The organism is Streptococcus parasanguinis (genome assembly GCF_015556095.1).
Classification (GTDB): Bacteria; Bacillota; Bacilli; order Lactobacillales; family Streptococcaceae; genus Streptococcus; species Streptococcus parasanguinis_Q.
Map to the genome: position 1 here is coordinate 23986 of NZ_JADNLT010000008.1, position 15546 is coordinate 39531.

Below are 15546 nucleotides of genomic sequence, written 5' to 3' on the forward strand. Positions count from 1 at the left end.
AGATTCTAAATGGTTAAAAAAATTATTTTGATGTTTTTGAGCTTATTGACGGTAACAGTGATTGGGATTGGGGCCTATGGCCTTACCATCCTAAACCAAACGACTGGGACTCTCAGTAAGACCTATAAAGGCTTTGGAAATGAGACCAATGTCATTGCAGAAAACAAGCCGATGACTATCCTTTTGATGGGGGTTGATACAGGTAGCGGTTCTCGGGAAGATCCTTGGGCCGGCAATAGTGATACCATGATTTTGGTGACTGTCAATCCTCAAACAAAAGAAACAACCATGACGAGCTTGGAAAGAGATATCCTAACCAATATTACTTCAGATGGCGAAACGGTCCAAGCAAAATTGAATTCGGCTTATGCTCAAGGTGGTGCCAAGTTAGCCATTAAGACCATTCAAGATCTTTTGAATATCCATATTGACCGCTATGTCATGATCAATATGAAGGGATTGGTTCAATTAGTGGATAAGGTTGGTGGTATCACGGTTAACAATCCATTTGACTTCGATATCTCGATCGAGGAAAATGAGCCAGAATATACGGCTAAGATCGCACCAGGACGTCAGGAGATTAATGGGGACCAAGCTCTCGTTTATTCACGCATGCGCTACCAAGACCCAGAAGGAGACTATGGACGTCAAAAACGCCAACGTGAAGTGATCAAAAAGATTGTTGAGAAAGTTTTAAGCCTCAATAGTTTGAGTCACTACAAAGGAATCATTGAGTCTGTTAGTGACAATATGCAAACCAACATAGCGCTTGACAGTAATAGTCTTCTTCAATTGCTAGGGTATAAAGACGCCCTTTCAACGATTCATCAGTACCAGTTGAAAGGAGAAGATGCCACCTTAGCAGATGGCGGAAGTTATCAGATTGTCACTTCAAAACATCTCTTGAAAATTCAAAATATCATCCGCAAAGCTTTGGGACTAAAAGAAATCAAAACATTGAAAACCAATGCTTACCTATTAGATGGAGATGAAGATTTGAAGTCTTCTTCTTCTCAAACTGAAAATCCAGTTCCAGCATCTGGGGAAGCACCTGTTTACCAAGAGTTTAACCAACTACCAGTTGTACCATCGACCCAGGATACGGGAGTGGTGACGCCTCAAAGTTCTGTTGCACCAGTGACACCAGTTGCTCCTGCAGCTACAGAGTCGAGCAGTGTGACACCTACGGTGCCTTCAGAATAAGAAAAAAACGATTGAGTTTTCTCAATCGTTTTTACTTGGTTGCCAGATGTCTTGAATTTCTTTTAGAGAAGCTGTTGCTTGTTGACTAAATAGTTTGGTCTTGTATTGGAAATCCGTTACCAATTCTTGAAGATTGGTCTTTTGGTCTTGGATAATATCCAGATTGCGTTGGATTTTTGCTAGGTTATCTTGAATTCCCTTGACCAATTGGCTGGATTCAGTCACCTCTGTTTTAATTTCTTTGCGGTTTTTTACTAGGTGGTAGCTAATGCTAGCTCCTGTTGCAAACCAAAAGAGATTTTTGAGTTTCATATGGCCTCCTTTTTAACTGTTTTTGATGGTTTCTGCGAGAACTGCTAGTTGTTCAAAATTAGGCTCGTGTTCAGTAAATGAAATGGCAAGCTCATCTTGATCGGAATAGCGAGGGATAATGTGGACATGTGTGTGAAATACGGTTTGTCCAGAAACTTCTTCCATGTTGCTGATGATATTCATTCCCTTAGCTTGGGTAGCAGCTTCTACTTTTTTAGCAACTTTAGAAACACGTGCAAATAGTTGAGCTGTGGCGGTTTCGTCCATCTCTAAGAGGTTGCGAGCGTGTTTTTTTGGAACCACTAACGTATGACCTGGTGTAACCTGAGAGATGTCCAAAAATGCGAGGACTTCCTCGTCCTCATAGACTTTGGAGGAAGGAATGTCGCCAGCTATAATCTTACAAAAAATACAATCATCAACCATAAATACACCTCATTTAGACTAAATTTTGTTATAATATAAGAACATTATACCAGAAATCGGAGAAAATATGTTAGAAATCAACAAGTTGACAGGGGGCTATGTCAACATCCCTGTCCTGAAAGAGGTGAGTTTTTCAGTTCCGGATGGCCAACTGATTGGTTTGATTGGACTTAATGGAGCTGGGAAGTCAACCACGATTAATGAAATTATTGGTCTCCTGCATCCTTATGCTGGGGAAGTACGGATTGACGGCTTGAGTCTTCCAGAAGCTCCAACAGACTATCGTAAAAAAATCGGCTATATTCCAGAAACCCCTAGCCTATATGAAGAATTAACCTTGAGAGAGCATATCGAAACCGTAGCTATGGCCTATGATTTAGACATGGATCAGGTCATGGTGCGCGTCCAGCCTTTGTTGGAACGATTTCGTTTGGCTGAAAAATTAGATTGGTTCCCGACCCAGTTTTCAAAAGGGATGAAGCAAAAGGTCATGATTATTTGCGCCTATGCAGTGGATCCAAGTCTTTATATTGTCGATGAACCCTTTTTGGGATTGGATCCTGTTGCGATTGCAGATTTGATTCAGTTATTGGCAGATGAGAAAGCAAAAGGAAAATCGATTTTGATGAGTACCCACGTTCTGGATTCGGCTGAAAAGATGTGTGATGGTTTTGTGATCCTCCATAAGGGTCAGGTCCGAGCAAAAGGGACCTTGGACGAGCTGCGTTCAACTTTTGGGGATGAGAAAGCAAGTCTAAATGATATCTACATGACCTTGACAGAAGAGGAAACAGCATGAAAGAGTTGATGAAAAAACGGCAAGAAACGTTTCGAACTCAATGTGTAAAATATAGCCGCTATGTTCTCAATGATCATTTCGTTCTCTTTATGTTGATTTTCATAGGATTTTTGGCGGTTCAATACAGCCAATTCTTGCAAGATCTACCCAAAGATACAAGCCTGATCCGCTGGAGTCTCATGATTGGCTTGCTCCTCTTGGTTCCGATTGGCTCCATTGCGACCTACTTAGAGAAGCCCGATGCTTTATTCCTTTTGGTAAAGGAAGAGGAAGTGAAACGTTATGTCAAAGGGCAGGCCAAGAAGTCTTTTGTGTTTTGGTTTTTGATTCAAAGTTTTGTCCTTCTATTATTTGTGCCTCTTCTTCTGGCAACAGGGCTGGATAAACTTGCTATTGTAGCTTATATCCTTGTCTTAGGGGTGGCTAAAGGGGCTGTTTTTAGCTGGAAGGAAGCGCGTTTCTACCAGGATGAAAATTTAAATTGGCCCTTGGCTATTGCTCGTGAGAATGCAAGGAAACAATTGATTCTTCGCTTCTTTGCCTTGTTTACAACGGTGAAAGGTATTACTAACAGTGTCAAAAGAAGAGCGTACTTGGATGGTTTCTTAGGGCTTCTTCCCAAAACACATGGCAATACGTGGCTGCACTTATATATGCGCTCCTTCCTACGGAATGGAGATCTTTTCTCTATGACTCTACGACTCTTGGCTCTTTCCATTCTCGCTATCATCTTTATTCCCCAGCCTCTCGTAGTGATTGCCCTTGTAGCCTTGCTCAATTACTTGGTTATTTTTCAATTACTGGGGCTTTACAGTGCTTTTGATTACCAACCCTTGACCCTCCTTTTCCCGATGAAAAAGGGCAGTAAAAAGGCAGGGTTGAACAAAACGATTCAGCTGGTCATGGGGATGATAACGGTGATAGAAGGAGGAATTGGCCTGGTCTTTATTTCAGATAAAGTCCTGTTGTTAGGCCTACTGGCTTATACAGTTGCTTTAATCCTACTCTATCTTCCATTTAAGATGGCGCGCTTGGTTGACGAAAGTCGTTAAAATTAGTAAAATAGATTGGAAACTTTTTACGGAGGAAAAGATGGACTCGAATGAAAAAGAGCTAAGCCTCACCCCAATTCCTGGGAAGAGTGGGAAGGCCTACATGGGGACCTACCCAGATGGTGGGCGCGTTTTTGTAAAAATGAATACGACCCCAATCCTTGCGGGTCTAGCAAAAGAACAGATTGCTCCTCAATTGTTATGGAGTCGACGCTTGCCAGATGGAAATGTGATGAGTGCCCAAGAATGGTTGAATGGGGAAATTCTCACGCCAAATGGGATGTCGAAAAAACAAGTCGTCAATATTTTAACGAGATTGCACCGTTCTAGACCTTTGATGACTCAATTAAAAAAACTTGGCTATCCTGTGGAATCTCCATTAGAATTGCTCAATTCTTGGAGTAACCGGTTGCCAATTGCCCTACGTCAGAACCACTATATCCAATCAGTCGTAAAGAATTTACGTAAGACAGTGCCTGCCTTTCGGGAGGATTATGCGACGATCGTCCACGGAGATGTTCGTCATAGTAACTGGATTGAGACAGAGAGCGGCTTGATTTATCTAGTCGATTGGGACTCTGTTCGTTTGACAGACCGGATGTTGGATGTGGCGCATATCTTGAGTCACTATATCCCAGATTCTAATTGGCGCGATTGGTTAGGCTATTATGGCTACAAGTACAATCAAAAAGTATTTGATAAACTCTATTGGTTTGGTCAATACTCTTTCTTGTGCCAAATTGCTAAATACTATGAAAATAATGATTTAGAAAATGTCAATCGCGAGATCTATGCTCTGCGCAATTTCCGGTTGAAATATGGAAAGGAAATATGAGAGTTAGAAATCGCAAGGGAGCGACTGAATTATTAGAAGCGAATCCGCAATATGTGGTCCTAAATCCAGAAGATGCCAAGGGAAAGTGGCATGAAATTTTTGGGAATGACCATCCTATTCATATCGAAGTGGGCAGCGGGAAAGGGGCCTTTATTACTGGGATGGCCAAGGCCAATCCAGAGATCAACTACATCGGAATTGATATTCAAAAATCGGTCTTGAGTTATGCTTTAGATAAGGTCTTAGAAGCTGATGTTCCTAACATTAAATTGCTTTGGGTAGACGGAGATAGCTTGACCAACTATTTTGAAGATGGGGAAATTGATCAACTCTATCTGAATTTTTCAGATCCTTGGCCTAAGAAACGTCATGAGAAGCGTCGCTTGACTTACAAGACCTTCTTGGATACCTTCAAGCAAATTCTTCCAGAACATGGGGAGATTCACTTTAAAACAGATAATCGAGGTCTGTTTGAATACAGTTTGGTGAGCTTTTCACAGTATGGTATGACTTTGAAGGGAGTCTGGCTAGATCTTCATGATAGTGATTTTGAGGGGAATGTCATGACGGAATATGAGAAAAAGTTCTCAAGTAAAGGCCAGGTCATTTACCGTGTAGAAGCACAGTTTTAGCATATTCCTTGCAATCATTGGGGAATCGTGTTATAATACTTTAAATGAATAGAAAAGGAGAGGCGGGGAAATATCTTCGCCTCTTATCTATGAGGAGGTGGCAACCATCGCAACGATTGTTGATTTAGTAACAGAAGTGATTCAGCCTGCCATCCAGGAACCATTTGAATTGGTCGATGTTGAATATGGCAAAATGGGTGGTGACTACGTCTTAAGCATTTTCGTAGACAAACCAGAAGGGATCACACTGAATGATACAGCGGATTTGACAGAAATCATTAGCCCGCTATTGGATCAAATCAAACCAGATCCATTTCCAGAACAGTACTTTTTAGAAGTTACCAGTCCTGGCTTGGAGAGACCTTTGAAAACCAAGGAAGCACTCGAGGGAGCTGTTGGCAAGTATGTCAATATCAGCTTGTATAAGGCTGTTGAAAAGCAAAAGGTCTTTGAGGGGAACTTGGTAGGTTTTGAAGAGGATGTTTTGACCATTGAGTATATGGATAAAACACGAAAGAAAACTGTAGAAATTCCTTATAACCTTGTGTCCAAAGCAAGGTTGGCTGTAAAATTGTAACAGAATGAAAGAAAGGATGCCTTTATAGTAGAGGCAAGAAAAACATGAGTAAAGAAATGCTAGAAGCCTTCCGCATTTTGGAAGAAGACAAAGGGATCAAAAAAGAAGATATCATCGAAGCCGTCACAGAATCATTGCGTTCGGCTTATCGCCGTCGTTATGGACAATCAGAAAGTGCAGCGATTGAATTCAATGAAAAAACTGGAGATTTCCGTGTTTATACGGTTCGTGAAGTGGTGGATGAAGTCTTTGATAGCCGTTTAGAAATCAGCTTGAAGGATGCCTTGGCCATTAGCTCTGCTTATGAGTTGGGGGACAAGATCAAGTTTGAAGAAGCACCAGCTGAATTTGGTCGTGTAGCAGCTCAATCTGCTAAACAAACGATCATGGAAAAAATGCGTAAGCAAACGCGCACCATCACCTATAACACTTATAAAGAACATGAAAATGAAATCATGAGTGGAACGGTGGAGCGCTTTGACAATCGATTTATCTATGTCAATCTTGGTTCGATCGAAGCTCAATTGTCTAAGCAAGACCAAATTCCAGGAGAAGTATTCCAATCTCATGATCGAATTGAAGTATTTGTCTACAAGGTAGAAGATAATCCACGTGGTGTCAATGTCTTTGTTAGCCGAAGCCACCCTGAAATGATCAAACGTTTGATGGAACAAGAAATTCCTGAAGTCTACGATGGAACTGTTGAGATTATGAGTGTAGCGCGTGAAGCTGGAGATCGTACAAAAGTTGCGGTTCGTAGCCATAATCCAAACGTAGATGCGATTGGGACGATCGTTGGTCGTGGTGGATCGAATATTAAAAAGATTACCAGCAAGTTCCACCCAGCTCGATACGATCAAAAATTAGACCGTATGGTTCCGACAGAAGAAAATATCGATGTCATCGAGTGGGTTCCAGATCCAGCTGAATTTATCTACAATGCGATCGCTCCTGCAGAAGTGGACCAAGTTATTTTTGATGATGAAGATAGCAAACATGCTCTCGTTGTGGTTCCAGATAATAAACTATCTCTTGCCATCGGTCGTCGTGGTCAAAACGTTCGTTTGGCGGCTCATTTGACTGGTTACCGCATTGATATCAAATCTGCTAGTGAGTTCGAAGAAATGGAAGCAGCTCAAGAAACTTTTGAAGACCAAGTAGAAAGTGGCGAAGAGCAAGTCGATTAAGAGAGGGAGGGAAAATGGTAAAAACAAGAAAAATCCCTTTAAGAAAATCTGTCGTTTCAAATGAAATTATTGATAAGCGCGATTTGCTCCGCATTGTCAAAAATAAAGAAGGACAAGTCTTTATCGATCCAACTGGCAAAGCCAATGGTCGAGGTGCTTACATCAAGCTAGACAATGAAGAAGCGGCACTTGCTAAGAAAAAGAAAGTTTTTAATCGTAGCTTTAATATGGAAGTGGAAGAAGCTTTCTATGATGAATTGATCGCTTATGTAGATCATAAGGTGAAGAGAAGAGAGTTAGGCCTTGAATAAGCAAAAGATAAGTAATTTGTTGGGTTTGGCGCAAAGAGCAGGAAAACTCATTTCTGGAGAAGAACTCGTGATCAAAGCCATCCAGGAAGAAAAAGCAAAATTAGTTTTTCTAGCAAATGATGCAGCTAGTAACCTGACAAAAAAGGTGACAGATAAGGGTCACTATTATGAGGTTCAAGTATCTACCGTGTTTTCAACACTAGAATTAAGCACTGCAATTGGACGTTCTCGTAAGGTCGTCGCTGTTGTAGATGCTGGATTTTCAAAGAAAATGAGGTCTCTTATGGAATAGAAGAGGAGGACAGCAATTGTCTAAGAAAAGATTATACGAAATTGCCAAAGAATTGGGCAAGGAAAGTAAAGAAGTCGTCACTCGTGCGAAAGAATTAGGTTTTGACGTCAAGAGTCATGCATCTAGTGTCGATACTGATGTTGCTGAAAAGTTGATCAAGAGCTTTGCAGCGAAAAAAGAAACAGTCGAAAAGAAAGTAGCAGAAGTGGCTGCCAAGACAACGGCTGTCGCAGCGAAAAAAGAAGCAGCGCCCGTCAAAAAAGAAGGAGCAACTGAGACAAAATCAGTAACGCCAGCTGCTAAACCAAAGAGTCGTAACTTTAAAGCGGAACGAGAAGCGCGTGCAAAAGAGCAGGCTGAACGTAGAAAACAACAAGGCAATCGTCCAAAACGCGATCGCAAGGACAATCAGCGTTATGGTGACAACCGAAATCAACGACCACAAGAGCGAAATGAACAACGAAATCAAGGTTCTGAGCGTCGCAATAACCGACCAGATCAAAGACGTAGTGCACAACCCCAAGTAGCACCAAAAGTTGATTTCAAAGCGCGTGCAGCAGCACTGAAAGCTGAACAAAATGCTGAGTACGCACGTGGAAGTGAAGATCGCTACAAACAACAAGCTGCAAAAGCAGAACAAGAACGTCAACAGCGCCGGAAACGGGTAGAAGCACCAGAAGTGAAAGCACCTGTACAGGAGCCAGCTGTTGAGAACCATACAAAACCAGCTGTTGCTGCTGCTCCAGCTCAAGTCGATACACGTCGGAAGAAACAAGCGCGACCAGATAAGAAACGCGATGATTTTGATCGTGAAGAAGATGGTCCAAGAAAACAACAAAGGAATCGAAATAGTCAAAATCAAGTGAGAAATCAGAGAAATAGTAACTGGAATAACAATAAGAAAAATAAAAAAGGAAAGAACAACCGTAATGATGCTCCAAAACCAGTAACAGAGCGTAAATTCCATGAATTACCAAGTGAATTTGAGTATACGGATGGAATGACGGTTGCAGAAATCGCAAAACGCATCAAGCGTGAACCGGCTGAAATCGTCAAGAAACTCTTTATGATGGGAGTCATGGCGACTCAAAACCAATCGCTGGATGGAGATACGATTGAACTCTTGATGGTGGATTATGGAATTGAAGCCAAGAAAAAGGTTGAAGTAGACAATGCCGATATCGAACGCTTCTTCGTTGAAGATGGTTATTTGAATCCAGATGAGTTGGTAGAGCGTCCACCAGTTGTCACCATCATGGGACACGTTGACCACGGGAAGACTACCCTTTTGGATACCCTTCGTAATTCACGTGTAGCAACTGGTGAAGCGGGAGGAATCACTCAGCACATCGGTGCCTACCAAATCGTGGAAAATGGTAAGAAGATTACCTTCTTGGATACACCTGGACACGCGGCCTTTACTTCTATGCGGGCTCGTGGTGCATCTGTTACCGATATTACCATCTTGGTTGTAGCAGCAGATGACGGGGTGATGCCACAGACCATCGAAGCCATCAACCACTCAAAAGCTGCCAATGTTCCAATCATTGTGGCCATCAACAAGATCGATAAACCAGGAGCTAATCCAGAGCGTGTCATCGGTGAATTGGCAGAGCATGGGGTTATGTCAACTGCTTGGGGTGGCGATTCTGAGTTTGTAGAAATCTCAGCCAAGTTCAACCAAAATATCGACGAACTCTTGGAAACGGTCCTTCTTGTGGCTGAAATCCAAGAACTCAAGGCAGATCCAACTGTTCGTGCCATCGGTACTGTTATCGAAGCGCGCTTGGATAAAGGAAAAGGTGCGGTGGCAACTCTCCTTGTTCAACAAGGTACCTTGAATGTTCAAGACCCAATCGTTGTCGGAAATACCTTTGGACGTGTCCGTGCCATGACCAATGACCTTGGACGTCGTGTGAAGGTGGCAGGACCATCTACTCCGGTTTCTATCACTGGTTTGAACGAAGCGCCAATGGCGGGTGACCACTTCGCGGTTTATGAAGATGAAAAATCAGCGCGTGCAGCGGGTGAAGAACGTGCCAAACGTGCTCTGATGAAACAACGTCAAGCAACCAACCGCGTCAGCCTTGAAAATCTCTTTGATACCTTGAAGGCTGGGGAAGTGAAATCTGTTAATGTCATCATTAAAGCCGATGTACAAGGTTCGGTTGAAGCTCTTTCTGCTTCCCTTCAAAAGATTGAAGTAGAAGGTGTGAAAGTGACCATCGTTCACTCAGCAGTTGGTGCGATCAACGAATCAGACGTGACCCTTGCAGAAGCTTCAAATGCCTTCATCATCGGATTTAACGTCCGTCCTACTCCACAAGCACGTCAACAAGCTGAAGCTGACGAGGTGGAAATCCGTCTTCACTCAATTATCTACAAAGTGATTGAAGAAATGGAAGATGCCATGAAGGGTATGTTGGATCCTGAGTTCGAAGAGAAAGTCATCGGGGAAGCAGTTATTCGTGAAACCTTTAAGGTCTCTAAAGTGGGTACCATCGGTGGATTTATGGTCCTCAGTGGTAAGGTTACACGTGATTCCAAAGTACGTGTCATTCGTGACGGTGTCGTGATATATGACGGTGCTCTTGCAAGCTTGAAACACTTCAAAGATGATGTCAAAGAAGTGACAAATGGTCGTGAAGGTGGATTGATGATTGAAGGCTACAATGATATCAAGACAGACGATACCATTGAAGCCTACATCATGGAAGAAATTAAAAAATAAGAGGCTGACTAGGAAAAAAGAGGAATTTTCTCTGATTTCCTAGTTTTTAAACACAAAGCAGAAAGGAGTTCCTATGGCAAGTCATTTTCGGACAGATCGAGTAGGGATGGAAATCAAGCGTGAAGTCAATGAGATTTTACAAAAGAAAGTCCGTGACCCGCGTGTTCAAGGCGTTACTATTACGGATGTTCAAATGCTAGGTGATTTGTCTATGGCCAAAGTGTATTATTCAATTATGAGTGATTTGGCTTCAGACAATCAAAAGGCTCAGACAGGCCTTGAAAAAGCAACAGGAACCATCAAGCGTGAATTAGGTCGGAATTTGAAACTGTACAAGATTCCGGATCTTACTTTTGTCAAAGACGAGTCTATCGAATACGGTAACAAGATCGATGAGATGTTACGCAATTTGAACAAAGACTAGAGAGGTTGGAAATTTTCCACGCCCAGATTGAAAGACAAAGTCTTCTTAGAAACTTTCCTTAGGTGAGTACGGACGTCAGCGAACTTCTTCGAAGTTCCATGACTAATTATTGAGCCTAAGGTCTCAATAATTCCGAGTACCTGAAACTATTAAGTTTCAGGTACTTTTCTCACGACGAAAAGTTTCAGTAGATGATTGAATCACTCTAACGAGTAACATTTCTTTTTATAGAATTTATTAGATTTATAAAAAAGAATAGTTTGTCTACAGTCTCGGGTTGGAAATTTTCCACCCTCTTTTTTTGGCTCTTAAAACGAGGAAAATAAAACAGAAGGAAAAAACGGTTTCAAAAAATAATAGAAATTTACAGAAATCTCTTGTGTGATTGGAAATTATCCTTTACAATAGGAGAGGAGTTTTATTTCTGATCTCAAATTTGGAGGAATGAACATGTCGATTAACTGGCAGGAAATTGTATTTAACTTTTTGGGAGGCCTGGGGCTCTTTCTCTATAGTATTAAAACCATGGGAGAAGGCTTGCAACAGGCTGCAGGAGATCGACTTCGCTACTATATTGATAAATATACGAGTAATCCCTTTCTAGGGGTTCTAGTAGGGATTGGGATGACTGCCTTGATTCAGTCGAGTTCAGGGGTTACAGTGATTACGGTCGGTCTGGTGAGTGCAGGACTTCTAACCCTCCGTCAAGCTATTGGTATTGTTATGGGGGCCAATATTGGAACGACTATTACCTCCTTTATCATTGGTTTTAAATTAGGAGACTACGCTCTTCCCATGCTCTTTATCGGAGCGGTTTGTCTCTTCTTTACCAAAAATCGTTTGGTTAATAATGTTGGACGAATCGTTTTTGGTGTCGGTGGTATCTTCTTTGCCCTCAACTTGATGAGTGGGGCTATGGAACCTCTTAAAGATTTGCAAGTCTTTCGTGACTATATGGTGCAGTTAAGTAAAAGTCCTATCTTGGGTGTCTTTGTTGGATCAGGCTTAACACTTTTGATTCAGGCCTCTTCTGCAACCATTGGTATCTTGCAAAATCTCTATGCTAGTCATTTGATTGACCTGAAAGGAGCCCTCCCAGTTCTCTTTGGTGATAATATCGGAACGACCATTACAGCTATCATTGCTTCCTTGGGAGCTAATATTGCGGCCAAACGTGTGGCAGGTGCCCATGTAGCCTTTAATGTTATCGGAACCATTATCTGTCTTGTCTTCCTTGTTCCGTTTACCTCTTTGATTCAATGGTTTGAAACGACTCTTCATTTATCCCCAGAAATGACCATAGCCTTTGCTCACGGAACCTTTAATATAACCAATACCATCATCCAGTTCCCATTCATTGGAGCTTTGGCATACTTTGTGACCAAGCTGATTCCTGGTGAGGATGAGGTTGTCAAATATGAACCGCTCTACTTGGATGAAAACTTGATCACTCAAGCGCCTTCGATTGCTCTTGGGAATGCGAAAAAAGAGTTGCTTCATTTAGGCGGGTATGCAGATAAAGCCTTTAGCCTCTCTTATGATTATATTCTTCATCAAAATGAGAAAACAGCTGAAAAGGGTCATAAGACAGAAGAAGCCATCAATACCATTGATGATGATTTGACTCGCTACTTGATTCGTTTGTCAAGTGAAGCCTTGAGTCCGAGAGAAAGTGAAGTTCTCACCAATATCTTAGATTCTTCTCGTGATTTGGAGCGGATTGGAGATCACGCGGAAGCCTTAATTAATCTAACCGATTATTTAATTCGTAAGAAAGTCGTTTTTTCAGAATCAGCCTTGGCCGAATTGGAAGATATTTACAACCAAACCCATCAATTTGTAGAGGATGCTTTGAAATCTATCGAGCACAATGATGTGAGTCTTGCAAATCAACTAGTAGCACGTCACGAGGCAATTGAAAAATTGGAGAAAAGACTTCGGAAAACTCATATTCGTCGTTTGAACCAAGGTGAATGTACGCCACAAGCCGGAGTGAACTTTATTGATATCATTTCTCACTATACACGTGTTGCAGACCATGCCATGAATCTAGCTGAAAAAGTACAAATCGAGCAAATTTAATGAATGTCAAACAGAGTAAGTAGGAAGCTTGCTCTGTTTTTGTATGATTCTATCTAAAAATAGGTCTAGACCATTTACAAATGGAAGTGAAAGCGTTATAATATGTATGAATATAAATGGAACACAGTTCCTACAATGGAAAGGACGATTATATGTCTACATATATTAAAGCAGATCAATTTTATTACCCACATGGAGTTCGCCGTGGAGGTTATTTGGAGCTCGTCAATGGCAAGTTTGGAAAACATGTGGAAAGCTTACCAGAAGGAGCAGATGTGCTGGATTATTCAGGTTACAGTATTGCTCCGGGCTTGGTGGATACCCATATTCACGGTTTTGGTGGAGTAGATGTTATGGATAATAATATCGAAGGCACTCTCCATACCATGAGTGAAGGTCTCTTGAGTACTGGGGTCACAAGCTTTTTGCCTACGACTTTGACTTCCTCTTACGAACAACTTTTGGCGGTAACTGAAAATATTGGTGCACGATATAAAGAAGCAACAGGTGCTAAGATTCGTGGTATTTATTTTGAAGGACCTTATTTTACAGAAAAATACAAGGGAGCACAAAACCCAGCTTATATGAAGGATCCAAGTATGGTAGAATTCCGGGCTTGGCAAAAAGCTGCCAATGGTCTGTTGAATAAGATTGCCCTTGCTCCCGAGCGTGAAGGGGTAGAAGAATTTGTTCGGACCATTACAGGAGAAGGGGTGACAGTCGCTCTAGGACACTCCAATGCAACTTTTGAAGAAGCTAAAAAAGCAGTTGATGCAGGTGCGAGTGTCTGGGTGCATGCCTATAATGGTATGCGTGGTTTGACGCACCGTGAACTCGGTATGGTTGGAGCTATGTATGAGTTGCCTCATACTACAGCAGAGTTGATCTGTGATGGTCATCACGTTGATCCACTAGCTTGTGATATCCTGATGAAACAAAAAGGAAAAGAAAATGTTGCCTTGATTACTGACTGTATGACAGCTGGGGGATTAGAAGACGGGGATTATATGCTTGGGGAATTCCCAGTTGTGGTCGCTGAAGGGACTGCTCGCTTGAAATCAACTGGTAATCTAGCTGGCTCAATCTTGAAATTGAAAGATGGATTAAAAAATGTTGTAGAGTGGGGGATTGCTAACCCTCACGAAGCAGTGATGATGGCCAGCCTCAATCCGGCAAAATCAGTTCATATTGATGATGTTTGTGGTCAAATCCGTGAAGGATATGATGCGGACTTCATCGTGCTTGATCAAAATTTGGATCTGGTTGCGACCTATCTCGATGGGGTCAAACGTTACCAGGCGACGAATTAGATTCAAGAATCGAAGATAGAATACTTCCTCTCTAGGTCATACCTAGAGAGGTTTTTGTTTACCAATGGTAGTGCAATTTTGTGAATGCTGTCTTTTCATGCTATAATGGGAATTGAAATGTGAGGTAGCTTATGAAGGCAATTGATATACGTTTTTTATTGATGGGAATTTTTTTCTTGCTCTATGGGATTGTAAGAAAAAATATCTTTATTGTGATCGTTGGTGGGTCATTTTTACTCTATAGTTTTTATAGCAAGAAGATAGAGCCAACCAAGAAAAATATTTTTAAGCCAGAGCTCAAGCTTCGAGGGCCTAAGAAACCGAAATCGAAGAAAGGAAAGAAAAAATGAATCATTATCGTTTAAATAATGGGGTGGAGATTCCTGTATTGGGATTTGGGACGTGGAAAGCAGCGGATGGAGAAGAAGCCTATCAAGCTGTCTTAGCTGCTTTAAAAGCAGGTTACCGCCATATCGATACAGCTGCGATTTATCAGAATGAAGAGAGTGTGGGTCGGGCCATTAAAGACAGTGGTCTTGCGCGCGAAGACCTGTTTATTACCACCAAACTTTGGAATACTCATCACACCTATGAAGACGCTCAAGCTGCTTTGGAAGAGTCTCTTGAGAAACTAGGCTTGGACTATGTAGATCTTTATTTGATTCATTGGCCAAATCCAAAACCTCTTCGAGAAAATGATGCTTGGAAACAACGAAATGCTGAGGTTTGGCGGGCAATGGAAGATATGCTAGCTGCTGGCAAGGTTCGAGCTATTGGTATTAGCAATTTTCTGCCTCATCATTTGGAGGCCCTCCTTGAAACAGCTCGGGTCATTCCGTCTGTGAACCAAATTCGTCTAGCACCTGGGGTTTACCAAAGCGAAGCCATTGCAGCGAGTCGTAAGCATGGCATTTTACTAGAGGCTTGGGGACCTTTTGGCCAAGGAGAATTGTTCCAAAATGAACAAGTAAAAGAAATGGCTACTAAATATGGAAAGACGGTCGCTCAACTAGCCTTGGCTTGGAGTTTGCAAGAAGGTTTCCTTCCACTGCCAAAATCGGTTACACCTGAGCGGATTGCGAGTAATTTAAATTGCTTTGATTTTGAATTGACGGCAGATGATATGGAACTCCTTCGCCATCTTCCGGTTGAAGCAGGTGCACCAGATCCAGACACCAAAGATTTTTAAGAAAGAATATCTATTCATTAATGAAAACCGAGGACAGTTTCGTTCTCGGTTTTTAAAATCCTTTCAATGATTAAATAATTTTAAAACTCTAATAAAAACAGATGTTCTATAATACCTTCCCATACTAATTTACATTTTTCCGAACGAAAATAAATTAATAGTTAGTAACATTCGTGAATGTTAC

Annotated in this window: 16 protein-coding genes and 2 pseudogenes; 16 read left to right on the forward strand and 2 right to left on the reverse strand. The window is 41.7% G+C overall.

The window, feature by feature from the left end:
- The first annotated feature begins 9 nt into the window (after positions 1-9).
- Positions 10-1203, forward strand: coding sequence for a biofilm formation/cell division transcriptional regulator BrpA (gene brpA, locus I2E70_RS08350; protein WP_070594438.1), 1194 nt, complete (start codon positions 10-12; stop codon positions 1201-1203).
- 21 nt (positions 1204-1224) lie between these two features.
- On the opposite strand, the gene I2E70_RS08355 is transcribed toward brpA, so the two are convergent.
- Positions 1225-1515, reverse strand: a complete 291-nt coding sequence (locus I2E70_RS08355; protein WP_003012641.1) for a hypothetical protein — start codon at positions 1513-1515, stop codon at positions 1225-1227.
- Between the two features lie 12 nt (positions 1516-1527).
- Positions 1528-1941: an HIT family protein gene (locus tag I2E70_RS08360; protein ID WP_003012582.1), complete on the reverse strand. Its 414-nt coding sequence runs from the start codon at positions 1939-1941 to the stop codon at positions 1528-1530.
- Positions 1942-2008: 67 nt separating this feature from the next.
- On the opposite strand from I2E70_RS08360, the gene I2E70_RS08365 reads away from it, so the two are divergent.
- From I2E70_RS08365 to I2E70_RS08425, 15 genes and pseudogenes are all read left to right on the forward strand, one after another.
- Positions 2009-2740 (forward strand): ABC transporter ATP-binding protein, encoded by a 732-nt coding sequence (locus I2E70_RS08365; RefSeq protein WP_045760251.1) that lies wholly within the window; start codon positions 2009-2011, stop codon positions 2738-2740.
- Positions 2737-3792, forward strand: coding sequence for an ABC transporter permease (locus tag I2E70_RS08370; protein WP_195327271.1), 1056 nt, complete (start codon positions 2737-2739; stop codon positions 3790-3792). The genes I2E70_RS08365 and I2E70_RS08370 overlap by 4 nt, the downstream gene beginning before the upstream one ends.
- Before the next feature lie 40 nt (positions 3793-3832).
- A complete protein-coding gene (ccrZ, locus tag I2E70_RS08375) occupies positions 3833-4627 on the forward strand; it encodes a cell cycle regulator CcrZ (protein ID WP_003003852.1) in 795 nt (264 codons plus the stop codon).
- Complete coding sequence (trmB, locus tag I2E70_RS08380; RefSeq protein WP_003010406.1) at positions 4624-5259, forward strand: tRNA (guanosine(46)-N7)-methyltransferase TrmB; 636 nt, start codon at positions 4624-4626, stop codon at positions 5257-5259. The genes ccrZ and trmB overlap by 4 nt, the downstream gene beginning before the upstream one ends.
- 97 nt (positions 5260-5356) lie before the next feature.
- Positions 5357-5836: a ribosome maturation factor RimP gene (gene rimP / locus I2E70_RS08385; protein WP_023920253.1), complete on the forward strand. Its 480-nt coding sequence runs from the start codon at positions 5357-5359 to the stop codon at positions 5834-5836.
- Positions 5837-5880: 44 nt separating this feature from the next.
- Complete coding sequence (gene nusA / locus I2E70_RS08390; RefSeq protein ID WP_003010402.1) at positions 5881-7023, forward strand: transcription termination factor NusA; 1143 nt, start codon at positions 5881-5883, stop codon at positions 7021-7023.
- 14 nt (positions 7024-7037) lie between these two features.
- Positions 7038-7334, forward strand: coding sequence for an RNase P modulator RnpM (gene rnpM / locus I2E70_RS08395; RefSeq protein WP_003010401.1), 297 nt, complete (start codon positions 7038-7040; stop codon positions 7332-7334).
- On the forward strand, positions 7327-7626 hold the full coding sequence (locus I2E70_RS08400; RefSeq protein WP_045760253.1) for a YlxQ-related RNA-binding protein: 300 nt from the start codon (positions 7327-7329) through the stop codon (positions 7624-7626). Before rnpM ends, I2E70_RS08400 begins: the two co-directional genes overlap by 8 nt.
- A gap of 16 nt (positions 7627-7642) precedes the next feature.
- A pseudogene (locus I2E70_RS10720) lies at positions 7643-7766 on the forward strand (translation initiation factor IF-2 N-terminal domain-containing protein); the annotation flags it as partial.
- Between the two features lie 98 nt (positions 7767-7864).
- Positions 7865-10357, forward strand: a pseudogene (gene infB, locus I2E70_RS08405) (translation initiation factor IF-2); the annotation flags it as partial.
- A 73-nt stretch (positions 10358-10430) separates the two neighbouring features.
- Positions 10431-10781 (forward strand): 30S ribosome-binding factor RbfA, encoded by a 351-nt coding sequence (rbfA, locus tag I2E70_RS08410; protein WP_003003976.1) that lies wholly within the window; start codon positions 10431-10433, stop codon positions 10779-10781.
- Positions 10782-11231: 450 nt separating this feature from the next.
- A complete protein-coding gene (locus I2E70_RS08415) occupies positions 11232-12863 on the forward strand; it encodes a Na/Pi cotransporter family protein (RefSeq protein ID WP_070594441.1) in 1632 nt (543 codons plus the stop codon).
- A 152-nt stretch (positions 12864-13015) separates the two neighbouring features.
- Entirely contained in the window at positions 13016-14173 is a 1158-nt protein-coding gene (gene nagA / locus I2E70_RS08420; RefSeq protein ID WP_070594461.1) for an N-acetylglucosamine-6-phosphate deacetylase, read from the forward strand.
- Between the two features lie 131 nt (positions 14174-14304).
- Positions 14305-14523, forward strand: coding sequence for a hypothetical protein (locus I2E70_RS10590; protein ID WP_003010391.1), 219 nt, complete (start codon positions 14305-14307; stop codon positions 14521-14523).
- Positions 14520-15362, forward strand: coding sequence for an aldo/keto reductase (locus I2E70_RS08425; protein ID WP_003010389.1), 843 nt, complete (start codon positions 14520-14522; stop codon positions 15360-15362). The genes I2E70_RS10590 and I2E70_RS08425 overlap by 4 nt, the downstream gene beginning before the upstream one ends.
- Positions 15363-15546: the final 184 nt, after the last annotated feature.